The following is a 25,677-nucleotide window of genomic DNA, read 5'->3' on the forward strand; positions in this document are numbered from 1 at the left end:
ATGTCTGAAGCAGCTGGGACTTCAGCGCTTGGCGATGATGTACACCGCATGAATGATGCCGGGGATATACCCGCACAGCGTCAGCAGGATGTTCAGCCAGAAGGCACCGGCAAAGCCGACCTGCAGGAATACACCGAGCGGAGGGAGGATAATGGCGATCAGAATGCGGATCAGATCCATGATGTATGTCCTATTGAGGTTGGCCCGGCTGGGCGATACCTGACAATCGACTTCCGCCATTGGCATCCGGTTCAAGGAAAATCGGGCCGCCTGCGATGCCGCGCATGGCCCCTGCGACGCGTCTTCGGCGGGCTTTCACACGATGATCGGAGGCGTCTATAGTGTTCTGGCCTGTCTATAACCGCTCCACTCCTCCGCAAGGGAATTCCTATGAGCAAGACCTATAACGTGGCCGTACTGGTTGGCAGCCTGCGCAAGGCGTCGATCAACCGTAAACTCGCCTTGGCGCTGGCCGATCTGGCTCCGCAGAACCTTAGTCTGAAAATCGTCGAAATTGGCGAATTGCCGCTGTACAACGAAGACATCGACGTCGATCCTGCACCGGCGGCCTACACCAGTTTCCGCGCTCAAGTGAAGGCAGCGGACGCCGTGCTGTTCGTCACCCCGGAATACAACCGCTCGATCCCCGCGCCCCTGAAGAATGCCGTGGACGTGGGCTCGCGCCCTTACGGGCAGAGCGTATTCAGCGGCAAGCCGGCCGGCGTGCTCAGTGCCTCACCGGGTGCCGTCGGTGGCTTCGGTGCCAACCACCAATTGCGCCAGGCGCTGGTATTTCTCGACATGCCACTGCTGCAACAACCGGAAGCCTATCTGGGTGGCGCAGGCAACTTCTTCGATGAGAGCGGCAAGCTGGGCGACAGCATCAAGCCGTTCCTGCAGAAGTTCATCGATGCCTACGCCGCCTGGGTCGAGAAGACCGCCAAGGGCTGAGTGCGTCCAACAGGGAGCCTGACAAGGCTCCCTGCCAAGAAGCTGAATATCTTCCCGTCCTGCTGCAGGGCGCTGCTCAACCATGCGGCGCACTCACCAAGAATTGTGATAGTGCCGGAGATGTCGTCCAGGAAGCCTATCCGACGGTAGATCAGGTGAGATGGGCATGGCCGCCCGTGAGGTAGTCGAGCAGGCGAAACAGCGTGCTGTTGGCCGAGCGCCCATGGGAAATGCCATCGCGCAGCGCGGCGCGATCCTGTATCGCACCAGGGCGGGACAGTTCATCGGCACAGTGCGCCAGCAGGGCTTCGACACTTTCGGCCGTACTCTCCAGATGGCATTGCAGCGCCACGGCGCGCTCGCGCCAGACAAAACCCTGATTAGCGCAGGCTGCCGACCCATAGAGCGCAATCGCGCCTTTGGGAATGGCGAACTGCTCACCGTGCCAATGCAACGCCATCAGCCGCTGCGGCAGCATTCGCCCCAATGGCGAGCGGCTGGAATCGACGTGCTTTTCCAGCGGCCACCAGCCGATTTCCGCGCCTGTGCAGCGCGTAACCGGCGCGCCCAGGGCTTCGGCCAACAACTGGCCACCCAGGCAGATACCAAGCAGGCGTTTACCGGCCATCAGCGCCTGATGGATCAGGCGCTTTTCAGCAGACAGCCAGGGCAACGAAACCTCATCGTGCACGCTCATCGGCCCACCGAGCAGGATCAACAGGTCGAAGCACTCGACCGTAGGTAGACGACCGTCCTCATAAGGCAGGAAGACCTCGGGCCGTACGGCATAACCCGCCAGCCAGTCCAGGATCGCCGCCGGCCCCTCGAAGGGCACGTGCTGAATGATCGCGACACGCATGTCAGACCACCTCCATCGCTATGCACTTGGCGCGGGAAAAAGCCCGAGTCAGGCGCCGCAGCATTTCATCGACATTACCGGAGCTGACCGTCAGCGCCGGAGAAAAACGCAGGCAATCGGCCTGGGGCGCGTTGATCAGCAGGCCTTCCTCGAAGGCGACACGAGCCACCACGCCGGCATCGAGATCAACCAGCGGCAGAGCCAGCAGCAAGCCCTGCCCACGCACCGCGCCATGACCATGCCGCCTGGCCAGGCGCGACAGCCCATCACGTAGATGCTCGCCTACCTGCCGCACCTGTTCGAGAAACCCCGCCTCCAGCACGGTGTCGAGCACCGCCAGCCCGGCCGAGGTCATCAGGGCGTTACCATGGTAGGTTCCGCCCTGCTCGCCCGGCTCGAAACAACAGGCGTTGCCGCGGGCCAATAGCGCTGCCAGCGGCACGCCACCACCGAGCCCCTTGCCCAGCGTGATGACATCGGCGCGCACGCCGTACAGCTCCTCCGCCAACAATGCGCCGCAACGGCCAATGCCGGTCTGCACCTCGTCGAGGATGAGCAGCACGCCCCGCTCACGACACAGCCGTTCGGCGCCCTGCAGGTACTCCAGCGTAGCCGGAACAACGCCCGCCTCGCCTTGCACCGGCTCGAGCATCACCGCCGCCGTGTTGTCATCGATGCTCGCCGCCAACGCCTGCAGATCGTTGAACGGCACCTTGCTGAAGCCCGGCATCACCGGCGCGAACAAGCCTTCGAAAGCTGGCTTGCCGGAGGCCGCCATGGTCGCCAGTGTGCGGCCATGGAAAGCGTGGCGCGCGGTGACGATGCCCGAGGCGCCAGCGCGGTGAATCCGCCCCCACTTGCGCGCCAGTTTGATCGCCCCTTCGTTGGCTTCCGCGCCGCTGTTGAGGAAATACGCCTGGTCACTGCCGCTGGCCTGACAAAGGCGAGAAGCCAGTTCGAGCATGCCGCGGTTGTAGAACGCCGGCCCGGGATTGATCAGTTGTTCGGCCTGACGCTTGAGCGCCTCCACCAGCACGGTCGGGCTATGACCGAGGCTGTTGACCGCCCAACCCTGGGTGAAGTCCAGGTAGGCGCGCCCGTCGGCATCCCACAGCCAGGAGCCCTGCCCCCGCACGAAAATCTGTTCAGGACGTACCACGGTATTCATCAGACGCAGGCTCGCTAGTGGGTCGCGCATCACTGCGGTACCTCTTCATGGCGGTACTCGACACCCAGCAAGCGCAACCCCTGGGAACTCTGCTCGAGGATACGGCGCAGCTCGCGGCGCCGTTCGATGTACAGCTCGAATCCTTCGTCGCTCGGAAAGCGCAGGCGCAACTCGCGGCAGACCTCGACGTAACGGGCGCTGCTGACGCTCATCTCGGTCAGCAACAAGCCGTTGCGTGACAGCACGATACGGTAGTCACTCATGCGCTGATGCCCTCCAACGGCCGGCCGAGCAGGCGCGCCGACCAGTCTTCCAGGCGGCCAGAAGCCAGCCGCTGTGAGACCTGCTCACGCCAGCGTGCTGACAGTACCGGGCACATCTGCAACTGCTGCAACCCCTCACGCTCCAGAGGCGTGTGGAAGAAGTACGCCACCGCCTGGGCCACGCTCAGCGACGGATAGGGACGCTCGGAAAGCTCGAGAGGATTTTCCACGCTGACAAAACCCGGCTTGAGCACGCGGTAGAACCAGCCACAGCGGCCACTGTCCTGCACTTCATGCGGCAACTGCTGCAGCGACCAGCGCCGACTCAGGCGATAGCAAGGTGAGCGTGGCTGGCTGACCTGCAGCAGCGCGTCGCCCCAGCGAAACACATCGCCGATGCACACCTGCCTCTCGGTCATTCCCAGGGTGGAGAGATTCTCCCCAAAGCCCGGCGCCTGCCAGCTGACCTGCGGGTAGCGCTCGCGCCAATGGGCGTAGTGCTCGGCCGGATAGTGGTGCAGGGCCCGCTCCGGGCCGCCATGAAAGCGCGTGTCGCCCTGCTCATCGTTGCCCAACCCCTGCGGCCATAACCACAGGCGGTGACTGAGCGGACGCTTGTCGATGGCGCTACGCAGCCCGCCGCCAATATCTTCGGCTTTACCTATGAAAACCCCAGCCACGCTCAGCCTGCTCATTACCTTATCCGCCGCCCTGAAACTTAGGAGATCCTAGATTATGGGGTTAGGCCAATAGCAAGCCATTTCGATTTTCCAGCTTTATCTATAAGCTCTACTTATGGATTTCAGACAGCTTCGCTATTTCGTCGCACTCTATGAGGAAGGCCATGTTGGCCGGGCCGCCGAGCGCCTGAGCATTTCCCAGCCCGCGCTCTCGCAGCAGGTCAGTCAGCTGGAGCGACAGCAGGAGGTCGCCCTGTTCGAGCGCACCGGCAAACGCCTGCTACCGACCCTGGCCGCCCACACCTTGTACAACCACGCGCTGCCGCTGCTCGATGGCCTGGAACGCGCCCAGGAAGCCCTGCGTGGCTTCCGCGGGCAAGGGCCGCGCACACTGGCCATCGGCGTGCTGCAAACGGTCAACGCCAGCCTCGTGCCGCTGCTGCTGGAGCGCCTGCACCAGGCTCAACCGCACCTTATCGTGCGTATCTATGAATTGTCGGGGATCGATATCGAGCGACGCCTGCTGACCGGCAGCCTGGATATCGGCATCGGCTTCCTGCCGCCGCGTCAGCCGGGGTTGCACAGCCTGGAGCTCTACGAAGACGAACTGCAACTGGTGATACCCCAGAACCATTCGCTGCGCGAGTTCAAGAAGGTGTCCCTGGCCCAGGCCGCTGAGCTGCCCATGCTGCTACTCGGTGAGGAGTTTCGCATCCGCCAGATCTGGCAGGAGCAATTGGCCCTGCTCGGCCGCAGGCCACGGGTACAGGCGGAACTGAACCACATGGGCGGTATTCTCGACAGCCTGATGCATACACCGCTGGCCACCGTACTGCCCGGTCGCGCCCGGCAGATGCACGCCAACCAGGGCCTGCTATGGAAGCCATTGAGCGAGCCACGCGTACCGCTGAAAGTCGGCTTGGTATTTCGTGATGCGCAGCGCCAGCAGGCGATGCTGGAGCTGTTGCGCTCGGTGCTCGACGGGGTCATTCAGAAGCCGCAGTGAGCCTCGTAAATGCGGGGCATATTGTTGTTTGGGGACATGCGCGGTGATGCCGATTTCTTGCGGCGGATTACGCCTTCGGCTAATACGCCCTACCGGTTTACGGTGAACGCGGGGAGGTGTAATCCGTCGTTTACCTGTAGGAGATCACCAGGCGCCACGGTTTTTGTTTGCCGCACAAAGAAAACCCCGCCGAGGCGGGGTTTTGCAGATTGTATCCTGACGTCCTTGTCAGCTTGCCATCCTGGCAGCATCCCACGTATCCCTGTCTGTCCAGTGCGCTTCCTGCGCCAAGTCCCTGAACGAAGATTATGCTTCGCTTGCAGGTGCCAATAGTGGTCAAAGGCAGAACTGCATGTAAGCGATAGCCTACATGCACCACACCAGTCCTGCAGCCGTCAGAACTGCTCGGCATCGAGCAGGTAAAGGCTTTCGCTGCCGGCGCTCACCGACGCGCTCAACGAATGAATGCGCGGCAGCAGACGGGCGAAGTAGAAACGCGCGGTGCCCAGCTTACTGGCATAAAAATCATCCTGCCCTTCCTTGCCCAGTGCCGCCTTGGCCATCAGTGCCCACATATAGGCGTAGGCGGTGTAACCGAACAGATGCAGATACTCCACCGACGCCGCGCCGATCTCGTTGGGATTGCTACGCGCACGCTCGAGCAATGCAGTCGTTTGCTCTTCCAGGTTGGCGACCGCCGCCAACAACGGCCCACTGAACTCGGCAGGCGGTGCATCCGCGGCGCTGGCGAAGGCGCGAATCTCATCGGTGAAATGCCGGGAGAAAGCGCCGCCGCTGCCCACGATCTTGCGGCCGACCAGATCCAGCGCCTGGATACCATTGGTGCCTTCGTAGATCTGCGTGATGCGACAGTCGCGCACCAGCTGCTCCTGGCCCCACTCACGCACGTAACCGTGCCCACCGAAAACCTGTTGACCGTGAATGGTGGTTTCCAGCCCGAGATCGGTCAGGAACGCCTTGGCCACCGGCGTCAGCAGCGCCACCAGCTCTTCGGCGCGCTTGCGGGTGGTCGGATCGATGCTGTACTTGGCGGTGTCGAGCTGCATGGCGACGTAGCTGGAGAAGGCACGCCCGCCTTCGTTCAGCGCCTTCATGGTCAGCAACATGCGACGCACGTCCGGATGCACGATGATCGGGTCGGCCACCTTGTCCTTGGCCACCGCACCACCCGGGGCGCGGCTCTGGATGCGCTCGCGGGCGTACTCGATGGCACTCTGGTAGGAACGCTCGCCGGTCGACAGGCCCTGGATACCGACGCCCAGGCGCTCATAGTTCATCATGGTGAACATCGCCGCCAGACCACGGTTCGGCGCATCGATGATGTAACCGGTGGCAGCGTCGAAGTTCATCACGCAGGTGCTGGACGCCTTGATGCCCATCTTGTGCTCGATCGAGCCGCAGGACAGCGCATTGCGCTCGCCCAGAGAACCGTCGGCATTGACCAGGAACTTGGGCACCAGAAACAGCGAAATGCCCTTGGGCCCAACGGGTGCGTCGGGCAGTTTGGCCAGCACCAGGTGAATGATGTTCTCGGTCAGGTCGTGCTCGCCGCCAGTGATGAATATCTTGGTGCCGCTGACCTTGTAGCTGCCGTCGGTCTGCGGCTCGGCCTTGGTGCGGATGATGCCCAGATCGGTACCGGCATGCGGTTCGGTCAGGCACATGGAGCCGGCCCAGACACCGGCATACATGTTCGGCAGGTAGGCCTGCTTCAGCTCTTCGCTGGCGTGCGCGTTGATCGACAGGCAGGCCCCCGCAGTCAGCATCGGATAGAGGCCGAACGACAGGCTGGACGAGTTGACCATCTCCTCGACCTGGGCGGAAATCACCTTGGGCATGCCCATACCGCCGAACTGCGGATCGCCACCCACCCCGACCCAGCCCCCTTCGGCATACGCCTTGTAGGCCTCGATGAAACCGGCTGGCGTGGTGACCACGCCGTTGGCCCAGGAACAGCCTTCTTCATCGCTCGCCCGGTTCAGTGGCGCGATCATGCCTGCGGTGATCTTGCCCGCTTCCTCGAGGATCGCATTGGCGGTTTCCTCATCGACGACCTCGGCCAGGGCCGGCAGCTGCGCCCACAGTTTTGAGACCTGTAAAACCTCGTTGAGCACGAAGCGCATGTCACGCAGGGGAGCTTGATAATCGGCCATGGGAAGTCCTCGGTAGCACGTTCAGACCCCGAGTCTAGCCCAACAACTTTTCAGACACATAGGGTCGTGTCGTGACCGATCAGCCACTGATCGATCACGCTGTCATTCAGGCCCGATCAGCCTTCAGCTTGACTGCGCCGCGCCGCTGCACCTGGCTGCTCACGCAGTTGCGCCCGGCACTCTTGGCGCCGTACAGCGCCTTGTCGGCGGCCTTGAGCACTTCCTCCACGCTGCGCTGTTCGTCACCGCGTTGCGCCACGCCGATGCTGACCGTCACCGACACATGGGTGGCGCCAGCACCAGTGCGGCGCTGGCGGCCGAGCTGATCATCACCGGGGCGCTTTTGCCGATCACGCAGCTGAATCTGATACTGCTCCACGGCCTGGCGTATCGCCTCCAGGTGCGGCAGGCACTGCTCGATGGTCTTGCCCGGAAACACCAGGGTGAATTCCTCGCCGCCATAGCGATATACCTTGCCCCCACCGCCGACCTTGCGCAGCTGGCTGGCGACCAGACGCAGCACCTGATCACCGACATCGTGGCCGTGGGTATCGTTGAATTTCTTGAAGTGATCGACATCCGCCATGGCGAGTACGTAATTGCGCCCCAGCCGTTGCAACCGCTCGTTCAGCGCACGGCGGCCCGGCAGCCCGGTGAGCTCGTCACGGAACGCCATCTGGTAAGCCTCGTGGGCCACGCCGACGACGATCATCAACATCACCACACTGGACATCACCTGCAGCGCATGGGGATGGATAAAGGTATTGGGCAGCATCCACAACAGGGCGATCACGCCAACACACTGCACGGCGTGCACCGGGCGCGGCGTGCGCAGGTACTGCACCAGCAGCGCGACGATGACCAGCAGAAATAGCGGATAAGCCAGCTGTACCAGGCTCATCCACTCGGCATGCAGCGCGGGCCAGCGGATCACCGACAACCACTGCTCCAGTGCCTGTGGAAAACGCCGCGCAAGCGCCGCGGCCACTGCGCAAGCAGCCAGCAGCACCGCCACACGGGCAATCAGATCCTGGATCAGGTGCGTGCGCTCGTGCCACAGCGCGAACAACCCGTAGAGCGCTGGCAACAACAGGCTGCAGAGGTGAAAGACCAGCGCCGCGTCATCGCGTACCTGACCGAAATCGCGGTAATGATCGGCCTGCTCATCGAGCACGAAATAACCCAGGTAGAGCACCAATAGCAGGAACAGTTCGCGCTGCCGGCCATAGACCACGCAAAAGGTGCCGCCTAGAAGCAACAACAGGGTCGGCAGGACATTGAAGAGCGAAGTGAAGAAGTCGGTCAGACTCGGCAGAGTCGCAGCCAGCCATCCACCACCGAGCAACAACAACGCCGGCAGAAAGTGTCCCAAGCGCAGGGCGGCTAGGCGCGACAAGGCGAGCTCCGCAATGACCGAAAAGAGACTGGCATTTTGCCTGTGTTTAGTTGGCGGCGCACGGGATCAGCTCACATCGTGATCCCTCTTTTTCGCGCGCTCGCAAACCTGCACGCCGGGCAGTTGTGTTCCAGATGGTGCAGACCACGAATGACAGCCATAAAAATGGCCGGGAGCCATTTTCAACGTCGCTTGCGACGGCTCGAAGGGTTGCCGCCAGGGATGGAGGGCCATAAAAAACCGCGACCCGATGGGCCGCGGTTCTTTCAACGCCTGGGCTATCAATAACCCAGCGCGAAGTCTTCCTCGTTCATGTCCATCAGGCTGCTTGCGCCGGACAGCATGGTTGCAACGTGGGTGCGGGTACGCGGCAGGATGCGCGCATAGTAGAACTGTGCGGTCTGCAGCTTGGCCTTGTAGAAGGCCTGGTCACCCTCGCCCGTGGCGATCTTCTCCGCCGCGACACGCGCCATGTCGGCCCAGAAGTAAGCCAGGCAGGCATAACCGGAGTACATCAGGTAATCCACCGACGCGGCACCGACTTCCTCGCGATCCTTCATGGCGGCCATGCCGATCTTCATGGTCAGCTCGCCCCACTCCTTGTTCAGCTTGGCCAGCGGCTCGACGAATGCCTTGATCGATTCGTTGCCTTCGTTGGCCTGGCAGAACTTGTGGACGATCTTGGTGAAGCCCTTGAGCGCTTCGCCCTGGGTCATCAGTACCTTGCGGCCCAGCAGGTCGAGGGCCTGAACGCCGGTGGTGCCTTCGTACATCATGGAGATGCGGCAGTCGCGCAGGTTCTGCTCCATGCCCCACTCGCTGATGAAACCGTGACCGCCGTAGATCTGCATGCCGTGGGAAGCCGACTCGAAGCCCACCTCGGTCATGAACGCCTTGGCGATCGGCGTCAGGAAAGCCATCAGACCATCTGCGGCTTTCCTCTGCTCTTCATCCTGGCTGTGCTTGAGGATGTCCACCTGCTTGGCGGTGAAGTAGACCATCGCCCGGTTGCCCTCGGCGAACGCCTTCATGGTCAGCAGCATGCGACGTACATCGGGGTGCACGATGATAGGGTCGGCCGCTTTTTCCGGCGCTTTCGGGCCAGTCAGCGAGCGCATTTGCAGGCGCTCACGGGCGTACTTGATGCCGCCCTGGAAGCCGGCTTCGGCGTGGGCCAGCCCCTGCAACGCAGTACCCAGACGGGCGGTGTTCATGAAGGTGAACATGCAGTTCAGGCCCTTGTTCGGCGGGCCGATCAGGTAGCCGGTGGCTGCGTCGAAATTCATCACGCAGGTGGCGTTACCGTGGATACCCATCTTGTGCTCGAGGGAGCCGCAGGTCACTGCGTTGCGCTCACCGACGCCGCCTTCGGCATTGGGCAGGAACTTCGGCACGATGAACAGGGAAATACCCTTGGTGCCAGCCGGTGCGTCCGGCAGGCGAGCCAGCACGATATGCACGATGTTATCGGCCATGTCGTGCTCGCCAGCGGAGATGAAGATCTTGGTGCCGGAGACTTTGTAGGAACCGTCAGCCTGAGGCTCGGCCTTGGTACGCAGCATGCCGAGGTCGGTGCCACAGTGCGATTCGGTCAGGCACATGGTGCCCGTCCACTCGCCGGACACCAGCTTGGTCAGGTAGATGTGCTGCTGCTCGGGAGTGCCGTGGGCGGAGATGGTGTTCATTGCGCCATGAGACAGGCCCGGGTACATGCCCCACGACCAGTTGGCGGTGCCGACCATTTCGCTGACGGCCAGACCCAGAGACTCCGGCAGGCCTTGGCCACCGTGCTCGACATCATGCGCCAGGCTCGGCCAGCCGCCTTCGACGAACTGCTTGTAGGCTTCCTTGAAACCTGTCGGTGTCGTCACACCGGATTCGCTCCAGGTGCAGCCTTCGGTATCGCCCACGCGATTCAGCGGAGAGAGCACCTGCTCGCAGAACTTGGCGCCTTCCTCGAGGATGGCGTCAACCATGTCTGGCGTGGCGTCCTGGCAGCCGGGCAGGCTCTGGTAATGCGCTTCATAGCCGAGCAGTTCGTCACGAACGAAACGGATGTCGCGCAAGGGGGCCTTGTATTCAGGCATAGCGGGTACCTCTGCGGGTGGTCTCTTATGTTTGGGATGACCGATAGGCGGTCGTTAGCAGAATGGTCATATATGGAATCGGCTGTCAGTGCAGCCGACTCAAACACATGTTTGAAACATACGTTTACGCCCAATCACTGTCAAGGCCCGCCCTCGATCGTTCAAGCGTGCAGATCGAGTAAGCCGGAGGATGCCTGATCAGTTGCGGACATGGCGTAGAGAGCGATGCCTGCGGGCACCGGGCGGGTTTCCTGGCCGACAGAGCTGACTGACGGGTCGTCGCTTTCCTTGCCCTCTTCGTCGGCGGGAGCCTTCGACACCTCCGCTTCGCTGCGCTGCATCGCGGCGAGTTCGGCGCGCGCCACCGCCATTTGCGCCTGGGCCTGGCTGGCCACACTGCGATCCTGTGCCGAGGGCTCGGCAGGCGCCAGGGCAGCCCGTATCACGATCTGCATCTTGCTCAGCGTTGCCTGTGGATCGTTGGCTACCGCCCCGACGTCGATACTTACCTCGCCACCAGTGGCATAGCGCTTGCCGTCCGGCCCACGGGTATAGGTGTAGGGTCACACATCAATGTCGTATCCGAGCGATCGGCTGAGTGGTCACTCAAAGGGGCGAAGCAACCGTAGGATGGGTGAAACCCATCAATGCCGATGGGTTGCACCCATCCTACGACCGTCCGCCACTTATGGCTGCCATTCCACATTACGATACCCCGTTGCCGCCTCGGGCACATCGACCACCCTGGCCGGCATATGACCGTTGTCGCGACACTAGGCGGTGACGTCGATCAAGGTGCCTAACACCTTATCCGCGGTTGCCACGACACGAGCGCCGGCCTGGGCCTCGTATTGCCCGACACGCATCTCGACCATCTTGTCCGCTATATCGGAGCGGGCGGCGGACGGCTCATTGGCATGTACGCGTTCGGCAGTCACGGGGGCACTGGCGATGTCACCGGCAGCCTGCTCGACGCGACGCTGGCCGGATTGAATGGTATTGATGCCAGCATTGAAGGCACTGGGGGCAATCTGCATGGGACGTCTCCTGCTGCAGGAACTTCATGGCATGTATTTAAGCAGAAGCCGCTTAAAAAACGTACAACCAAAAATCGAGGATAAATCAGCTTCTTAGAAGCTGTTCACGATCTCGCGGGCCAGAATCAAGGGGCGCCTGACAGGGCGCTATATGGCGCAAGCGGCCGGTCGGTGACCCGCGTTGAACCATGGATCATGGCCTTCGGCCCCGGATTACGCCTGCGGCTAATCCAGGCTACGTTCTACGGTCTTAAAGGCACAAACGGCCATTCGTAGGGTGGATCGGGGCGCGCAGCTGACGCTTCACCTACGCGGCCCGATCCGTCCACCGCTCTGCGATCGCAATGGTGGATGAAAAGAGCGTCATCCACCCTACGAGGGTGAGCGTCTGCTTCCGCCTTGCAGCAGATTATGAACAGCTTCTTATCGCATCAATCTCGATAAATCGAGATGCTGCGCCACGTGCTCCGGCGAGGCCGATGGCAAATGCGGCACCTGACCGATACAGGGCGCCGGCAGTCGCTCGCTCAAGGTGTCGAGATTGTCCTGCAGCCTTGCGACATGCGGGTCGACGATATTGGCTACCCAACCCGCCAGCGGCAGGCCGTCACCCAGGATAGCCTCAGCGGTCAGCACAGCATGGTTGATGCACCCCAGACGCACGCCTACCACCAGAATCACCGGCAATTGCAGTGCCCGAGCCAGGTCGGACAAATTGGCAGTGCCGCTCAGCGGTACGCGCCAGCCACCAGCACCTTCGACCAGGGTGAAGTCCGCGCCTTTATCCAGAATTGTCCGCACCGCTGCACTCAACTCAGGTACCTCGAGCAATACACCGTCGTCACGGGCCGCCAGATGCGGCGCGATGGCCGCAGCGAACGCCTTCGGGTTCACCTCTGCATAGCACAGCGGCAGGCTGCATTGCGCGAGCAGAGCCAGGGCATCGTCATTGCGCAGCCCGTCTGCGGTGAGCTGGCAGCCGGAGGCGACCGGCTTGGCCGCAGCCGTCGACAGCCCGGCGCGGCGAGCGGCATGCAGCAGGCCGGCAGCAATGGTGGTCTTGCCGATTTCGGTATCGGTGCCCGTAACGAAATAGGCCGCGCTCATGGGCGTTGCTCCTTTTGCAGTACGCCGTAGATGACCTGATAGGTGCAGGGCAATCCCTCAGGCTGGCGCCGCTGTTCGTAGGCATCGCCGAGCGCGCGTAGTCGCGCGCGACCTGTCAGCCCGGCGGGGCGACCATCATTGAGGTTGTGTGCGCCCAATGCCTTGAGGCCGTGAGTGAGGCTGCGCAGATCCGGGTAGTGGAGGCAGTGCGCACGAACCTGCAGCCTGTTTATCTGCAAACCGCTGGCGGCGCACAGCATCTGGTAATCCTCGGCGCTGCGAAAGCGGTTGACGTGAACGAAGCCGTCCACGGCCTGCCAACTGTCGCGCAGCTCCTGCAAGGTGCCGACGCACAGACTGCTGAACGCCAGTACGCCGCCCGGTCGCAATACCCTGCGCGCCTCGCTGAGCACGGCCTGGAAATCCTCGCACCATTGCAGCGCCAGGCTAGAGAAAATCAGCTCACAACTCTGATCGCGCAGCGGCAGCTGCTCGGCGTCACCGGCGACGAATTGCCCTGCACCGCCCGCCTGACGGGCGTGATGCAGCATGCCTTCGGCGATATCCAGGGCGATGCCTTGGGTGTGGGGAAAGCGATCGGCCAGGGCACGGCTGAAATAGCCGGTGCCGCAACCGAGATCGACCCACAGCTCTGGCGACAGGCTCGCCGGCAGTTGCTCCAGCAGGTGCTGGCCGACCTCACGCTGCAAGCCCGCCACGCTGTCGTAGCTGCTGGCAGCCCTGGAAAAGGAAGCAGCCACGCGGCGTTTGTCAGGACGCTCGTTCACGTTTTCGCCTCCATGAACCGGATCAGCGTGGCAGCCACCTCTACGGCCTGTTCCAGAACGAAAGCATGGCTCGCACCTTCAATGCTGCGCACCTCGGCCGCAGGCTGCAATGCCTGCACAGCCGCCGCAGCACTAACCGGCACCAGTGCATCCGCATCGGCGAATAGATGCAATTGCGCCCCCTCGAAATGCCGCAAGGCGGATCGCGTATCGAGCGCGGCGAGCAGGTCGAGCCCGGCCATGGAATCAGCGCCGCCTGCTTGCGCCATCAACGTCCGAGACAGCCCCCGTGCATCCGCGGCGCCCTGGCTGCACAACATGGCGAAGCGTTTGAGGGTGGCGGAAGGGTTCTGTCCGTAAGCATCGCAAAACGCTGTGAAAGTGGTCGCCGGCATCGCCTCGGGCCAGGCTTCGTTCGCGATGAAAGATGCATTGCTCGCCAGCGTCAGCAGGCCAGGACAATCCTTGCCGCGCCGCACTGCCAGAAGACTGGCAAGCATGCCGCCAAGTGACCAGCCTCCCAGCCAGACACCGCGAGGCAGGCGCTCATCCAGCGCATCGAGCCAGCGTTCGACCTGCGCATGAGCGAACCCTGGTAACGGTTCTATCCGCACCTGCAGATGCGAGCCAAGCGCGTCGGCCAACGGCTCTAGCGGCGCACTGCCAAATCCCCAGCCAGGCAGCAGGATCAGTCGTTCAGCCATCACCCAGGCTCTCCCGGCAGTTGCGCCCAGCACTGGGCGAGTGCCTCCAGCAGACGATCGACCTGAGCGAGATCATGGGCGGCAGACAGGGTGACGCGCAGGCGCGCGCTGCCCGCAGGCACGGTCGGCGGACGGATCGCCGTGACCAGGATGCCGTGCTCGCGTAGCGCCTGAGACAAGGCAACGGCACGGCCACTGTCGCCAATCAGGATCGGTTGAATGGGTGTATCGCTGTCCATCAGCTCCAGGCCGATGCTGGTTGCGCCCTCCCGGAAACGCCGAATAAGCGTTGCCAGATGCTCACGGCGCCAATGCTCGCTGCGCAGCAGCTCCAGGCTCTTCAGGGTGGCGCAGGCCAACGCCGGCGGCTGGCTGGTGGTGTAGATATAGGGCCGGGCGAACTGCACCAGGGTGTCGATCAGATCGTCGCTGCCAGCGACGAAGGCACCAGCGGTACCGAATGCCTTGCCGAGGGTGCCGACCAGCACCTGCACGTCATCCACACCCAGGCCAAAATGTTCGACGACCCCACCGCCTGTGGCTCCCAGCGTGCCGAAACCATGGGCGTCATCGACCATCAGCCAGGCCTCCTTGCGCTGCGCTTCGGCGCATAGCGCCGGCAGGTCAGCCATATCGCCGTCCATGCTGAACACCCCGTCGCAGACCACCAGGGTATTGCCCTCGGCCTTGTCCAAACGCGTGGCGAGGCTGCCGCTGTCGTTGTGCAGATAGCGCGAGAAACGCGCGCCGCTGAGCAGGCCTGCGTCCAGCAACGACGCATGGTTGAGGCGATCTTCCAGCACCGTGTCACCCTTGCCGACCAGCGCCGTGACGGCACCCAGGTTGGCCATATAACCGGTGGAAAACAGCAGCGCACGGGGGCGCCCGGTGAAGTCGGCCAGGGCCTCTTCCAGTTCATGGTGCGGCGTGCTGTGGCCGATCACCAGGTGCGAGGCGCCACCACCGACGCCCCAGCGTTGCGCGCCGGCGCGCCAGGCTTCGACCACCTGCGGATGATTGGCCAACCCGAGGTAATCATTGGAACAGAAGGCCAGCAGTTGGCGTCCGTCCACCTCGACCAGCGGCCCTTGCGGGGTGCCCAACAGGGGGCGCTGGCGATAAAGATCGGCGGCACGACGCTCGGCCAGGCGAGCGGATAGATCGAAGGGCATATGGTCGGCTTTTCGTTGGAGCCAGCTTGCTGGCGAATCTGTCAGGAGCGACAAACGCTTCGCGAGCGAGCTCGCTCCTACAGGATCGGCGTCAGGCAGAGGCTGCGTCGTAGAACAGCCGCGAGTCGCGCTGCTCGACCAGCGCCTGCTCGATGGCAGCCTGGTGCACCTCGTCGGCGTGCTCTTCACGCGCTTCCGGCTGGATGCCGAGGCGGGCGAACAGTTGCATGTCCTTGTCGGCCTGGGGGTTGGCCGTGGTCAGCAGCTTCTCGCCGTAGAAGATCGAGTTGGCACCGGCGAAAAAGGCCAGGGCCTGCATCTGCTCGTTCATCGCCTCGCGCCCGGCGGACAGCCGCACATGGGATTTCGGCATCATGATCCGCGCCACGGCCAGCATGCGGATGAAATCGAAGGGATCCACGTCCTCTTCGTTGGCCAGCGGCGTACCCTCGACCTTGACCAGCATGTTGATCGGCACCGACTCCGGATGCTCCGGCAGGTTGGCCAACTGGATCAGCAGGCCCGCGCGATCATCCAGAGATTCGCCCATACCAAGGATGCCGCCGGAACAGATCTTCATGCCCGACTCGCGCACATAGGCCAGGGTCTGCAAACGCTCGCTGTAGGTGCGGGTGGTGATGATGTTGCCGTAGAACTCCGGCGAGGTGTCGAGGTTGTGGTTGTAGTAGTCGAGGCCGGCCTCGGCCAGGGCGCGGGTCTGCTCCTGATCGAGACGCCCCAGGGTCATGCAGGTTTCCAGGCCCAGAGCCTTGACCCCTTCGACCATCTTCAGCACGTAGGGCATGTCCTTGGCGGACGGATGCTTCCAGGCCGCGCCCATGCAGAACCGGGTCGAGCCGATGGCCTTGGCCTCGGCGGCCGCCTCCAGCACCTTCTGCACTTCCATCAGTTTCTGCTTGTCCAGGCCGGTGTTGTAGTGGCCGGACTGCGGGCAATATTTGCAGTCTTCGGGGCAAGCGCCGGTCTTGATCGACAACAGGGTCGAGACCTGCACACGGTTGGCATCGAAGTGCGCACGGTGCACGGTCTGGGCCTGGAACAGCAGGTCGTTGAACGGTTGCTCGAACAGCGCCCGGACTTCAGCCAGGCTCCAATCGTGACGCAGGGTGGCGGCGGTACTAGCGCTCATGGGGGCAAGTCCTTATTACAGGCGGCCTGCTACAGTCGAAAGCAGACCCAACACGGATGTGCGGCATAGTTAAGGAAGCGTCATGCACTGTCAACCACATGCTTTTATCAAGGTTTACAACTGGCTAAAAATAAGACAAACCTGTTTGCTCTGCGATGATCCTATCGACACGCGCCTGCCGCTCTGCGCGGAATGCGATACCGAGCTCCCATGGCTCGGCCCGCATTGCCAGGTCTGCGCCCTGCCCCTTGCCGTCGACGGGTTGACCTGCGGCGGCTGCCTGAAACGCCCACCGGCTTTCAGCCGTGTCGAAGCGCCATGGCGCTATGGCTTTCCCGTGGATGCGCTGATCAATCGTTTCAAACATCAGGCTCGTTGGCCCATGGGCCGACTGCTTGGCGATCTGCTCGCCCGCCACCTGGCGCATGCATTCAGCGAAGGGCTACCCAGGCCAGATCTGTTACTGCCCGTGCCGCTGTCGCCCAAACGTCAGCGGCAGCGTGGTTTCAACCAGGCGCAGATGCTGGCTCAGGTGCTCGGTCAGGCATTGCAGATACCCCAGCACAGCGACTGGTTGCGGCGCATCGGCGATACGCCGGCCCAACAGAAGCTCGATGCGGCAGCCCGCCAGCGCAATCTGCGTGGCGCCTTTACGGTACGACCCAATGCGCAGGTGCAAGCGCGGCATGTGGCACTGGTCGACGACGTACTGACCACCGGCGCCACGGCGCGGCAACTGGCACGCCTGCTCATCAGGTCTGGCGCGGCGCGCGTGGATGTCTATTGCCTGGCTCGCACACCCGCACCGGGCGATCATTGACGAGGGCAGAAGCGTCACGCACAGTGACCGACCGTCGTGACTACCACCGTTCAGCCCATGACCACCCTCTCCCTGCTCGCCCAGCACGTCACCCGCCGCCCGCAACGCATCGCCCTGCTCGAGCAGATCGCCGAGCAGGGCTCGATCACCCGTGCGGCCAAGGCGGCGGGCATGAGCTACAAGGCCGCCTGGGACGCCATCGACGAATTGAACAACCTGGCCGACCAACCGTTGGTGGCGCGTAGCGTGGGCGGCAAGGGCGGTGGCGGCGCGCGGCTGACGCCTGCTGGCGAACGCCTGCTGCAGTTGCACCAGCGCTTGCAGGCGATTCAGGCCGAAGTGCTGCAGGCCGCCGAAGATGATGCCGATCTGCAGGTGCTCGGCCGCCTGATGCTGCGCACCAGTGCGCGCAACCAGTTGAGCGGCCGGGTGCGGGCGATCCGGCCCCAGGGCTGCAATGACCTGATCGACATCGAACTGCCCGGCGGCTCGCCGATCCAGGCGCAGATCACCCGCAGCAGCACCGGGCACCTACAACTGCAACCCGGCGTGCCCTTGATGGTGCTGATCAAGGCGGGCTGGCTGCAGCTCAGCCCACCAGGCCAGAAAGCCGATGCAGATCTCAACGCACTACTGGGGCATATCGAGCAGATTCTGGTCGAGGCCGATGGCCCCAGCGAAGTGCGCATCGCCCTGCCCAACGGGCAAACGCTGTGCGCCCTGGCTTCCGCCGAGCAGCTCGCCAAGCAGGGTTTGCTGGTAGGTAGCCCGGTGCGCGCACAGTTCGCCGCCAGTCATGTGTTGCTGGGGACGCAGGTCTAGCGCAACTGGTGGACTAAAACGGATCACCGCCCGGTTCACCTGATATGTACCTATCAGGATACGAGCACGAATAGTGGCCGTGCCGAACGCCCCAGGCGTTACACTCTCCGGCCAACCGACGGAGCTGCCCATGTCTCATCCTTTCGCCGCCCTCACCCCCGATCTGGTTCTGGATGCCGTCGAGAGCCTGGGCTACCTCAGCGACGCCCGTGTGCTGGCGCTGAACAGCTATGAGAACCGCGTCTACCAGGTAGGCATCGAAGGGGAAACCCCGCTGATCGCCAAGTTCTACCGGCCCCAGCGCTGGAGCGATGCGGCGATCCGCGAGGAACATACCTTCAGCGCCGAACTGGCCGAATGCGATGTGCCCGTGGTGGCACCGCTGCAGCGCGATGGTGAAACCCTGTTCGAGCACGCCGGCTTTCGCTTTTCTCTGTTCCCGCGCCGTGGCGGACGTGCGCCGGAACCCGGCAATCTGGATCAGCTCTATCGCCTCGGCCAACTGCTCGGCCGCTTGCATGCGGTTGGCTCGCTACGCCCGTTCGTTCATCGGGAAACCCTGCAGGTGAGCAACTTCGGCCACGCTTCCCTGGCTACCTTGCTGGAAGGCAACTTCGTACCACGCAGCCTGCTGCCCGCCTACGAGTCGGTGGCCCGTGATCTGCTGGGGCGTCTGGATCAACTGTTCGCGGAGAACCCGGTGCAAGCGATCCGCCTGCACGGCGACTGCCACCCAGGCAACCTGCTGTGCCGCGACGACACCTTTCACATGGTCGACCTGGATGACTGCCGCATGGGCCCGGCTATTCAGGATCTGTGGATGATGCTCGCCGGCGAGCGTCATGAGCGACTTGGCCAGATCGCCGAGCTGATCGACGGTTATCAGGAGTTTCACGACTTCAATCCCCGCGAACTGCCGCTGATCGAAGGCCTGCGCTCCCTGCGCCTGATGCACTACAGCGCCTGGCTGGCACGTCGCTGGGACGATCCGGCCTTTCCGCCGAGCTTCCCGTGGTTCGGCAGCGAGCGCTACTGGGGCGAGCAGATCCTGATGCTGCGCGAGCAGATTTCCGCCTTGAATGAAGAACCGTTGAAGCTTTTTTAAGAGAGCCGCACCCGCAATAAAAAGCTGAACGATCGGACAAATATCGCACTAGAATGGTGCGTCTCTCCACTGCCTTGTTAAGGACTTGCATGGCCACCGCAGATCTGCGCCGCGGCTACATTCTGGGCCTCTCAGCCTATGTCATCTGGGGCCTTTTTCCGCTCTATTTCAAGGCGATCCAGACTGTTCCGTCACTGGAAATCATCGTCCATCGGGCGCTCTGGTCTGCCGTATTCGGCGCGCTGTTATTGCTGGTGTGGAAGCATCCGGGCTGGCTACGCGAGCTGCTCGACCATCCCAAGCGCTTCGCGGTGCTGGCCATTAGTGGTTCGCTGATCGCTGGCAACTGGCTGGTATACGTGTGGGCGGTGAACAACGAACGCATGCTCGAAGCCAGCCTGGGTTATTACATCAACCCGCTGGCCAACGTACTGCTCGGCATGCTGATCCTCGGTGAACGGCTGCGTCGCCTGCAATGGGTCGCCGTCGGGCTGGCGGCCGCGGGCGTTGCCCAGCAGCTTTGGCAGGTCGGCAGCCTGCCCTGGGTGTCGCTGGCGTTGGCGCTGAGCTTCGCGGCGTACGGCCTGATCCGCAAGAAGGCGCCGGTTGCCGCACTGCCGGGGCTGGTGGTGGAAACCTGGTTGCTGCTGCCGCTGGCCATCGGCTGGATTCTTCTGCACCCCACCGCCATGAGCAACCAGCTGGCATTCTGGACGACCAGCGAGGCGCTGTGGCTGATGGCGGCCGGGCCAGTCACGCTGATTCCGCTGGTGTGCTTCAACGCCGCCGCACGCCACCTGCCCTATACCACCCTGGGCTTCCTGCAGTACGTGGCGCCGACCCTGGTGCTGCTGCTGGCAGTGTTCGTTTTCGACGAGCATTTCGATCCGGGCAAGATGGTCGCTTTCCTGTTCATCTGGGCTGGCCTGGCGGTGTACAGCGTCGATGCCTGGCTGACCCTGCGCAAGAACTAACGCATCACGTCGTCGGCAAGAATCTGCTTGCGCAGACTTGCCGATAACGAACCTTCCATACAAAACCGACCACAAGCGATTGCAGGGCGTAGTTGCATCCTGCAATCATATGCGAATAATTATTGCTTTATTTTCGCGGAGCCACCTGTGTCGGTCGGGGAATCCACGCATCAGCAACTGACTGGTCAGCTCTATCGCGATCACCGCGACTGGCTGCTCGGCTGGCTGCGTAAAAGCCTGAGCTGCCCGCAACGGGCCGAAGATCTGAGCCAGGACACTTTCGTTCGCGTACTCGGTAAGCCCGACCTGCAGCAGTTGCGTGAACCTCGCGCCCTGCTCGGCACCATCGCTCGCGGCCTGCTGATCGACCACTTCCGCCGTAACGCCGTCGAACGTGCCTATTTGGAAGAGCTGAGTCATACCCCCGAAGCCGTGCACGCCAGCCCCGAAGAACAGGCGCTGGTGCTCGAAGCCCTGCGCGAGATCGACCGTTTGCTCGGCACGCTGTCGCTCAAGGCGCGCAGTGCCTTCCTCTACAACCGTCTGGACGGCCTTGGCCACGCCGAGATCGCCGAGCGCCTCGGGGTGTCCGTCTCGCGCGTGCGCCAATACCTCGCCCAGGCGGCGCGGCAGTGTTACATCGCGCGGTATGGAGAGCCGACTGCATGATTGCCGCATCTGCGCCGGTCAGCAATCGCGTGCTGGAAGCCGCCATCCACTGGCAGCTCTGTCTCGACTCAGGCATGACCAGCGAACGGGAGAAAGTGGAATTTCAACGCTGGCTGGCCACCGACCCCGAGCACGCACGCGCCTGGAAACAACTGACCGGACTGGATCAACAGCTCGGTGTCGCCGCGACTCCTGCTGCGCGCAAGGCCCTGTTGCGACGACCGGAACGCACCAGCCAACGGCGTAACGTCGGCGGCCTGCTTGGCCTGCTGCTGGTCGGGGCCCTGGGCCTCGGCCTGCTCAATCATCAGCGCCCGCTCAGTGACTGGCTGGCCGATGAAAGAACCGCCAGCGGCGAACAACTCGAACTGCAACTGGTGGATCGTAGCCGGGTGCGCCTGAACAGCCGCAGCGCCCTGGATATCGATTTCAATCCCAAAGAGCGTCGACTCTTCCTGCGCAGCGGCGAAATCCTCGTGGAAACCGCCCACGGCGACCCGCGTCCGTTTCTGGTCGAAACCAGGCACGGCACCTTGCGCCCCCTGGGCACCCGCTTTCTGGTGCGCGAGGAAGATCAGGGCACCCGCCTGATCGTGCTGCAATCGGCTGTAGCCGCGCACCCGCTGCAATCCCCGAACGAGCGCGTGATCGAACAGAACCAACAGGTACTGATGAACAGCTACAGCCTGGGTGCCAGCCAATCCGCACCACCCGCCGCCGACGCCTGGATGCACGGCATGCTGGTGGTGGAGAACGTGCGCCTGGCCGACCTGCTGGAGCGCCTCGGTGAGTATCAGAACGGCCACTTGGGTGTCGACGACAGCATCGCCGACCTGCGCATCAGCGGCAGCTTCCCGCTGCGCAATCGCGATCTGGCCTTGGCCGCCCTACCGGCCAGCTTGCCGGTACGGGTGGAGCGCTACACCGATTGGTGGATTCGGATCGTGCCGCAGGCGGAAAAGCCGTAGTAAAAATATTTTCGCGGCTGCCCTATCACTTTCTGCATCTGCTTCGGCAATAGGAGATCGAGACTCATTTCCCTATAGGAGCAGCTCGCGATGCCGATGTTCAGCCGTACCCCGTTCCGCCCGAGCATACTGGTCGCCGCCCTGGCGCTGGCCAGCCTGCCAGCACTCAGCCAGGCCCAATCGGCTGAATCCGCCGTGCGCACCTACCAGTTACCCGCCGCACCGCTGGCCAGCTCCCTCAACCAGATCGCCAGCCAGGCCGGCGTGGTGCTGAGCATCGACCCGAGCCTGACCGCCGGCAAGAGCGCACAGCCGGTACAGGGCGAATTCGACACCGCCAGCGCCCTGCGCCAGGCGCTTTCCGGTACCGGCCTGATGCTGGTACCCGGCGCTGCCGGAACCTACAGCGTGCAGCCGGTAGCGGACAACGCCGCACTGGCTTTGCCCGAGACCAACATCAGCGCCAGTAGCAACGCCGAAGGCGCCTGGGGCCCGACCACGGGTTACCTGGCGACACGCACCGCGGCCGGCAGCAAGACCGACACGTCCATCCTGGAAGCGCCACGCTCCATCTCCGTGGCGACACGCGAGCAGATGCAGGATCGCAAGGTGCAGAATCTGGATGATGCCGTGCGCTACATGCCCGGTGTGATCGCCAGCAGCTACGGCAGCGACAGCCGTGCCGACTGGATGAAGATCCGCGGCTTCGAGCCGATCCAGATGCTCGACGGCCTGCCCCTGCCCAAGGGCAGCTACACCATGGCCAAGCTGGAAACCTGGAATCTGGAGCGCGTCGCCATTCTCCGTGGCCCGGCCTCCTCGGTCTACGGCCAGACCCCGCCCGGCGGCCTGGTAGATGCCGTCAGCCTGCGCCCACAGGCAGAAAGCAGCCATCAGGTGCAGGTACAGGTCGGCAACTACAACCACAAGCAAATCAGCTTCGACAGCACCGGCAAGATCGACGATGAAGGCCGCTTCCTCTACCGTTTCAGCGGCGTGGGCCGCGACAGCGGCACGGCGGTCGAGCATATCGACGACCAGCGCTTCAACCTGGCACCGAGCCTGACTTGGAATATCGCTGACGAGACCAAGTTGACCCTGCTCGGCCAGTTCAACCGCGACGATACCGGCGGCACTAGCCAGTTCCTGCCGCTACAGGGCACCAAACTGAGCACGCCGGCCGGCAAGATCGACTACCACAAGAACCTCGGCGACCCGGACTGGGAATTCTACGACAAGACCTTCTACGCCCTGGGTTATGCCTTCGAGCATCGCCTCAACGACATCTGGCAGTTCCGCCAGAACCTGCGCTACAGCAAACTCGAGCTGGATAACCAGATCATCACCGCTGGTAACTGGGTTGGCGCTGTCGCCGATGACGGTACGATGCAACGTGGTGCCAACGTCTATGACGAGAACATCAGCCACTTCGCCGTGGACAACAACTTCCAGGCTGACTTCAGCACGGGCGCGCTGAGCCATACGCTACTGCTCGGCCTGGACTATCAGCGGGTCAATACCGACTACCGCTGGCTGTACGGCAGCGCGCCGGCCAGCAACATCATTCGCCCGGTCTACGGTCAGGACTTCAGCGGCGTCGGCTATACCGCCTATCAGGACTACAACCAGAAACGCCGTAATACCGGTGTCTATCTGCAGGATCAGATCGCCCTGGATGCCTGGCGCCTGACCCTGGGTGGTCGCTGGGATCGCCTGGATACCGACTCGGTGTTCTACAACGCCAACGACGCCCGTGACAACCGTCGCGACAGCCAGTTCAGTGGTAACGCGGCGCTGAGCTATGTTTTCGACTCTGGTTTCACACCCTACGTGTCCTATGCCGAATCCTTCCAGGCTGAGGCTGGTGGTAGTGGGGGCGAAGCCTTCAAACCCAGCACAGGCAAACAGTACGAACTGGGTATCAAATACCAACCGCCTGGCAGCGACATGCTGTTCACCGCCGCGGCCTATGACCTGAAGCGGCAGAACATCGTCACCACCAATACCGCAGGGGCCACCGAGCCAGTACGCGAAGTACAGGTACGTGGTCTCGAGCTTGAAGCGATTGGCAATGTGACCGAGAACCTCAAGCTGACGGCGTCCTACACTTACGCCAACAGCAAGATGACCAAGGTCGGAGACCCGCGCGACAAGAACCGTGCGCTGCCGCTTACACCCGAGCATCAGGCCTCGCTGTGGGCCGACTACGACTGGAGCGTTGGCCCGCTGGCTGGCTTCGGTGTCGGCTTCGGCGCGCGCTTCGTCGGTTCCACCGACAACCTTGCTGTCGGTGGCCTGGCCTATGCCACCAAGGAAAACGCCCACTCCAGCGCCTATACCGTGTATGACGCCGCCGTACGCTACGACCTCGGTCAGCTCGACGGCAGCCTGCGTGGCGCCAGTGTGGCACTGAACTTCACCAACCTGTTCGACAAGGAATACCTGTCGACCTGCGATGGTTCCTACTGCTACGCCGGCGACCCGCGTCGAGTTACCGCCAGCGTCGACTACAAGTGGTAAGCCGCTAGCCATGCAATGGACAAGGCCGCCCAAATGGGCGGCCTTGTCGCTTCCATGGTGGCTGTTCTCATATTCCGGACAAATTGGGCCTACGAGCCCTACTCTTCCATCCGCAATTTCAGCTCCACCATCAGATCGTCCGCCAAGGTTTCCAGCGATGTCTGCAGCGCACTCAGCGGCAGGCCTTCAGGTACCGCCAGAATAGCCTGTGCGTGAAACAGCGGTTCGCCGCTCATGGGCGCGGGTGTCACGTCAGTGATCAGGCTTTCCAGATTGACACCGTTATCCGCCAGCAGCCGCGTGATATCGCGCACGATACCTGGTCGATCATTGCCCAGCAGATCGAGATGGATCGACTTCCAGGTGCAATCCGGCTCGGCACCAGCCGAAGCGAGTTGCACACGAATGCCCTGGGCACTCAGCTCGTTCAGTGCCTCCATCAGCGCGCCGTGGGAAGCCGCCGGAACGTCCACCCGCAGGATGCCGGCGAATTGCCCCGCCATCCGCGACATACGGCTTTCCAGCCAGTTGCCGTCATGCTTCGCCACGCACTGGGCGACACGCTCGACCAGGCCGGGTTGATCCTGGGCGATAACGGTCAGTATCAGATGATCCATGCTCACGTCCTCGTCGTTGCTGCTCAACTCAGGTCGAGCCAGTAGGTAAGGTAAACCGCATCCCGGACATAGCCGAGGCGCTCGTATAAGGATTGTGCCGCCAGGTTGGTCTTTGCCGTTTCCAGCTGCAAGCCGCAGGCGCCAGTGCCCAGCGCATACTGCCGGGCGGCGTCCAGCAACTGCTCGCCAATGCCCTGCCGACGCGCCTGATCGGCAACGTACAAGTCGCTCAGCAACAGGCTCGGGCGCAATGCCAGCGAGGCGTACAGCGGATAGAGCTGCACGAACCCCTGCGCGCCACCTTGCTCGTCACGGGCAATGAACAGCGTTGAATCGCCTCGCTCGAGGCGCGCCGCCAGAAAGTCGCGCACCTCTGATGCGGCCTTGTCCACGGCATAGAAATCCAGGTAGGCCACGAACAGCGGCACCAGGTCGTCGAGATCGGCAGTTGCGGCGACGCGTATCGGCATGGTCGATTCCTCACGGATAGCCTGCAGTATAGGCCGTTCCCTAAACTCGCCTTGCAGGTTCAAGTACGACCAAGGTAGCGCCGACCATTTCTGGACTGTTTTTCCCGATTCGTTCATGTAGTATCTGTTAAAAACCACTACATGAATTCAATCCCAGTCCTGCTGGTTGT

General features: G+C 62.8%; 26 protein-coding genes. 9 read left to right on the forward strand and 17 right to left on the reverse strand.

Annotation, left to right across the window (positions count from 1 at the left end; genetic code table 11):
• Positions 1 to 21 precede the first annotated feature (21 nt).
• Positions 22 to 180, reverse strand: coding sequence for a YqaE/Pmp3 family membrane protein (locus DNK06_RS08295; protein WP_131179557.1), 159 nt, complete (start codon positions 178 to 180; stop codon positions 22 to 24).
• A gap of 210 nt (positions 181 to 390) precedes the next feature.
• Here DNK06_RS08295 and DNK06_RS08300 point away from each other — a divergent pair, with 210 nt between their 5' ends.
• On the forward strand, positions 391 to 951 hold the full coding sequence (locus DNK06_RS08300) for an NADPH-dependent FMN reductase (protein ID WP_131179558.1): 561 nt from the start codon (positions 391 to 393) through the stop codon (positions 949 to 951).
• A gap of 151 nt (positions 952 to 1,102) precedes the next feature.
• On the opposite strand, the gene DNK06_RS08305 is transcribed toward DNK06_RS08300, so the two are convergent.
• From DNK06_RS08305 to DNK06_RS08320, 4 genes are read right to left on the reverse strand one after another with little or no spacing between them, the layout of a single operon-like run.
• Entirely contained in the window at positions 1,103 to 1,810 is a 708-nt protein-coding gene (locus DNK06_RS08305; RefSeq protein ID WP_131179559.1) for a type 1 glutamine amidotransferase, read from the reverse strand.
• 1 nt (position 1,811) lies between these two features.
• Positions 1,812 to 3,008: an aminotransferase class III-fold pyridoxal phosphate-dependent enzyme gene (locus DNK06_RS08310; RefSeq protein WP_131179560.1), complete on the reverse strand. Its 1,197-nt coding sequence runs from the start codon at positions 3,006 to 3,008 to the stop codon at positions 1,812 to 1,814.
• Positions 3,008 to 3,241, reverse strand: a complete 234-nt coding sequence (locus DNK06_RS08315; protein ID WP_131179561.1) for a hypothetical protein — start codon at positions 3,239 to 3,241, stop codon at positions 3,008 to 3,010. Before DNK06_RS08315 ends, DNK06_RS08310 begins: the two co-directional genes overlap by 1 nt.
• Positions 3,238 to 3,936, reverse strand: a complete 699-nt coding sequence (locus tag DNK06_RS08320; RefSeq protein ID WP_131179562.1) for an MOSC domain-containing protein — start codon at positions 3,934 to 3,936, stop codon at positions 3,238 to 3,240. The genes DNK06_RS08315 and DNK06_RS08320 overlap by 4 nt, the downstream gene beginning before the upstream one ends.
• Positions 3,937 to 4,036: 100 nt before the next feature.
• Between DNK06_RS08320 and DNK06_RS08325 the strand changes: the two genes are divergently transcribed.
• On the forward strand, positions 4,037 to 4,927 hold the full coding sequence (locus DNK06_RS08325; RefSeq protein ID WP_131179563.1) for a LysR family transcriptional regulator: 891 nt from the start codon (positions 4,037 to 4,039) through the stop codon (positions 4,925 to 4,927).
• A 395-nt stretch (positions 4,928 to 5,322) separates the two neighbouring features.
• On the opposite strand, the gene DNK06_RS08330 is transcribed toward DNK06_RS08325, so the two are convergent.
• From DNK06_RS08330 to bioB, 10 genes are all read right to left on the reverse strand, one after another.
• A complete protein-coding gene (locus tag DNK06_RS08330; protein ID WP_131179564.1) occupies positions 5,323 to 7,101 on the reverse strand; it encodes an acyl-CoA dehydrogenase C-terminal domain-containing protein in 1,779 nt (592 codons plus the stop codon).
• Positions 7,102 to 7,207: 106 nt separating this feature from the next.
• Positions 7,208 to 8,497: a GGDEF domain-containing protein gene (locus tag DNK06_RS08335; protein WP_131179565.1), complete on the reverse strand. Its 1,290-nt coding sequence runs from the start codon at positions 8,495 to 8,497 to the stop codon at positions 7,208 to 7,210.
• 281 nt (positions 8,498 to 8,778) lie between these two features.
• The gene (locus DNK06_RS08340) at positions 8,779 to 10,584 is read right to left on the reverse strand and encodes a phenylacyl-CoA dehydrogenase (protein WP_131179566.1); all 1,806 of its coding nucleotides are present in this window, start codon (positions 10,582 to 10,584) and stop codon (positions 8,779 to 8,781) included.
• Between the two features lie 161 nt (positions 10,585 to 10,745).
• A complete protein-coding gene (locus DNK06_RS08345) occupies positions 10,746 to 11,087 on the reverse strand; it encodes a putative metalloprotease CJM1_0395 family protein (RefSeq protein ID WP_242674711.1) in 342 nt (113 codons plus the stop codon).
• Between the two features lie 270 nt (positions 11,088 to 11,357).
• A complete protein-coding gene (locus DNK06_RS08350; RefSeq protein WP_131179567.1) occupies positions 11,358 to 11,621 on the reverse strand; it encodes a hypothetical protein in 264 nt (87 codons plus the stop codon).
• Positions 11,622 to 12,044: 423 nt separating this feature from the next.
• The gene (gene bioD, locus DNK06_RS08355) at positions 12,045 to 12,728 is read right to left on the reverse strand and encodes a dethiobiotin synthase (protein ID WP_131179568.1); all 684 of its coding nucleotides are present in this window, start codon (positions 12,726 to 12,728) and stop codon (positions 12,045 to 12,047) included.
• A complete protein-coding gene (gene bioC / locus DNK06_RS08360) occupies positions 12,725 to 13,516 on the reverse strand; it encodes a malonyl-ACP O-methyltransferase BioC (protein WP_131179569.1) in 792 nt (263 codons plus the stop codon). Before bioC ends, bioD begins: the two co-directional genes overlap by 4 nt.
• A complete protein-coding gene (locus tag DNK06_RS08365; protein ID WP_131179570.1) occupies positions 13,513 to 14,220 on the reverse strand; it encodes an alpha/beta fold hydrolase in 708 nt (235 codons plus the stop codon). Before DNK06_RS08365 ends, bioC begins: the two co-directional genes overlap by 4 nt.
• Positions 14,220 to 15,392 carry an 8-amino-7-oxononanoate synthase gene (bioF, locus tag DNK06_RS08370; protein WP_131179571.1) on the reverse strand — a complete coding sequence of 391 codons (1,173 nt, stop codon included), beginning with the start codon at positions 15,390 to 15,392 and terminating at the stop codon, positions 14,220 to 14,222. The genes DNK06_RS08365 and bioF overlap by 1 nt, the downstream gene beginning before the upstream one ends.
• 91 nt (positions 15,393 to 15,483) lie before the next feature.
• Positions 15,484 to 16,542 carry a biotin synthase BioB gene (gene bioB, locus DNK06_RS08375; RefSeq protein WP_131179572.1) on the reverse strand — a complete coding sequence of 353 codons (1,059 nt, stop codon included), beginning with the start codon at positions 16,540 to 16,542 and terminating at the stop codon, positions 15,484 to 15,486.
• Positions 16,543 to 16,624: 82 nt separating this feature from the next.
• Between bioB and DNK06_RS08380 the strand changes: the two genes are divergently transcribed.
• From DNK06_RS08380 to DNK06_RS08410, 7 genes are all read left to right on the forward strand, one after another.
• On the forward strand, positions 16,625 to 17,362 hold the full coding sequence (locus DNK06_RS08380) for a ComF family protein (protein WP_131179573.1): 738 nt from the start codon (positions 16,625 to 16,627) through the stop codon (positions 17,360 to 17,362).
• 57 nt (positions 17,363 to 17,419) lie between these two features.
• Positions 17,420 to 18,184 carry a TOBE domain-containing protein gene (locus DNK06_RS08385; RefSeq protein ID WP_131179574.1) on the forward strand — a complete coding sequence of 255 codons (765 nt, stop codon included), beginning with the start codon at positions 17,420 to 17,422 and terminating at the stop codon, positions 18,182 to 18,184.
• Between the two features lie 130 nt (positions 18,185 to 18,314).
• Entirely contained in the window at positions 18,315 to 19,289 is a 975-nt protein-coding gene (locus tag DNK06_RS08390) for a serine/threonine protein kinase (protein ID WP_131179575.1), read from the forward strand.
• Between the two features lie 89 nt (positions 19,290 to 19,378).
• Positions 19,379 to 20,263, forward strand: coding sequence for an EamA family transporter RarD (gene rarD, locus DNK06_RS08395; protein ID WP_131179576.1), 885 nt, complete (start codon positions 19,379 to 19,381; stop codon positions 20,261 to 20,263).
• Between the two features lie 147 nt (positions 20,264 to 20,410).
• Positions 20,411 to 20,932, forward strand: coding sequence for an RNA polymerase sigma factor (locus DNK06_RS08400; protein ID WP_131179577.1), 522 nt, complete (start codon positions 20,411 to 20,413; stop codon positions 20,930 to 20,932).
• Entirely contained in the window at positions 20,929 to 21,900 is a 972-nt protein-coding gene (locus DNK06_RS08405) for a FecR domain-containing protein (RefSeq protein WP_131179578.1), read from the forward strand. Before DNK06_RS08400 ends, DNK06_RS08405 begins: the two co-directional genes overlap by 4 nt.
• 90 nt (positions 21,901 to 21,990) lie before the next feature.
• Entirely contained in the window at positions 21,991 to 24,420 is a 2,430-nt protein-coding gene (locus DNK06_RS08410; RefSeq protein WP_278248838.1) for a TonB-dependent siderophore receptor, read from the forward strand.
• Positions 24,421 to 24,518: 98 nt separating this feature from the next.
• Here the strand turns inward: DNK06_RS08410 and DNK06_RS08415 are convergent, their stop codons facing one another.
• Together DNK06_RS08415 and DNK06_RS08420 are read right to left on the reverse strand one after the other, a co-directional pair.
• Positions 24,519 to 25,037, reverse strand: a complete 519-nt coding sequence (locus DNK06_RS08415; protein ID WP_131179579.1) for a glycine cleavage system transcriptional repressor — start codon at positions 25,035 to 25,037, stop codon at positions 24,519 to 24,521.
• Between the two features lie 23 nt (positions 25,038 to 25,060).
• Positions 25,061 to 25,507 carry a GNAT family N-acetyltransferase gene (locus tag DNK06_RS08420; RefSeq protein WP_131179580.1) on the reverse strand — a complete coding sequence of 149 codons (447 nt, stop codon included), beginning with the start codon at positions 25,505 to 25,507 and terminating at the stop codon, positions 25,061 to 25,063.
• Positions 25,508 to 25,677: the final 170 nt, after the last annotated feature.

It is taken from the genome of Phytopseudomonas daroniae (assembly GCF_004327285.1).
In the GTDB taxonomy this organism is placed as follows: Bacteria; Pseudomonadota; Gammaproteobacteria; order Pseudomonadales; family Pseudomonadaceae; genus Aquipseudomonas; species Aquipseudomonas daroniae.

What these genes read in the sequence shown, in the direction of transcription:
- DNK06_RS08295 (WP_131179557.1), bottom strand. Translation starts at nt 180, where the DNA reads ATGGATCTGATCCGCATTCTGATCGCCATTATCCTCCCTCCGCTCGGT.
- DNK06_RS08300 (WP_131179558.1), top strand. Translation starts at nt 391, where the DNA reads ATGAGCAAGACCTATAACGTGGCCGTACTGGTTGGCAGCCTGCGCAAG.
- DNK06_RS08305 (WP_131179559.1), bottom strand. Translation starts at nt 1,810, where the DNA reads ATGCGTGTCGCGATCATTCAGCACGTGCCCTTCGAGGGGCCGGCGGCG.
- DNK06_RS08310 (WP_131179560.1), bottom strand. Translation starts at nt 3,008, where the DNA reads ATGCGCGACCCACTAGCGAGCCTGCGTCTGATGAATACCGTGGTACGT.
- DNK06_RS08315 (WP_131179561.1), bottom strand. Translation starts at nt 3,241, where the DNA reads ATGAGTGACTACCGTATCGTGCTGTCACGCAACGGCTTGTTGCTGACC.
- DNK06_RS08320 (WP_131179562.1), bottom strand. Translation starts at nt 3,936, where the DNA reads ATGAGCAGGCTGAGCGTGGCTGGGGTTTTCATAGGTAAAGCCGAAGAT.
- DNK06_RS08325 (WP_131179563.1), top strand. Translation starts at nt 4,037, where the DNA reads ATGGATTTCAGACAGCTTCGCTATTTCGTCGCACTCTATGAGGAAGGC.
- DNK06_RS08330 (WP_131179564.1), bottom strand. Translation starts at nt 7,101, where the DNA reads ATGGCCGATTATCAAGCTCCCCTGCGTGACATGCGCTTCGTGCTCAAC.
- DNK06_RS08340 (WP_131179566.1), bottom strand. Translation starts at nt 10,584, where the DNA reads ATGCCTGAATACAAGGCCCCCTTGCGCGACATCCGTTTCGTTCGTGAC.
- DNK06_RS08350 (WP_131179567.1), bottom strand. Translation starts at nt 11,621, where the DNA reads ATGCAGATTGCCCCCAGTGCCTTCAATGCTGGCATCAATACCATTCAA.
- bioD (WP_131179568.1), bottom strand. Translation starts at nt 12,728, where the DNA reads ATGAGCGCGGCCTATTTCGTTACGGGCACCGATACCGAAATCGGCAAG.
- DNK06_RS08365 (WP_131179570.1), bottom strand. Translation starts at nt 14,220, where the DNA reads ATGGCTGAACGACTGATCCTGCTGCCTGGCTGGGGATTTGGCAGTGCG.
- bioF (WP_131179571.1), bottom strand. Translation starts at nt 15,392, where the DNA reads ATGCCCTTCGATCTATCCGCTCGCCTGGCCGAGCGTCGTGCCGCCGAT.
- bioB (WP_131179572.1), bottom strand. Translation starts at nt 16,542, where the DNA reads ATGAGCGCTAGTACCGCCGCCACCCTGCGTCACGATTGGAGCCTGGCT.
- DNK06_RS08380 (WP_131179573.1), top strand. Translation starts at nt 16,625, where the DNA reads ATGCACTGTCAACCACATGCTTTTATCAAGGTTTACAACTGGCTAAAA.
- DNK06_RS08385 (WP_131179574.1), top strand. Translation starts at nt 17,420, where the DNA reads ATGACCACCCTCTCCCTGCTCGCCCAGCACGTCACCCGCCGCCCGCAA.
- DNK06_RS08390 (WP_131179575.1), top strand. Translation starts at nt 18,315, where the DNA reads ATGTCTCATCCTTTCGCCGCCCTCACCCCCGATCTGGTTCTGGATGCC.
- rarD (WP_131179576.1), top strand. Translation starts at nt 19,379, where the DNA reads ATGGCCACCGCAGATCTGCGCCGCGGCTACATTCTGGGCCTCTCAGCC.
- DNK06_RS08405 (WP_131179578.1), top strand. Translation starts at nt 20,929, where the DNA reads ATGATTGCCGCATCTGCGCCGGTCAGCAATCGCGTGCTGGAAGCCGCC.
- DNK06_RS08410 (WP_278248838.1), top strand. Translation starts at nt 21,991, where the DNA reads ATGCCGATGTTCAGCCGTACCCCGTTCCGCCCGAGCATACTGGTCGCC.
- DNK06_RS08415 (WP_131179579.1), bottom strand. Translation starts at nt 25,037, where the DNA reads ATGGATCATCTGATACTGACCGTTATCGCCCAGGATCAACCCGGCCTG.
- DNK06_RS08420 (WP_131179580.1), bottom strand. Translation starts at nt 25,507, where the DNA reads ATGCCGATACGCGTCGCCGCAACTGCCGATCTCGACGACCTGGTGCCG.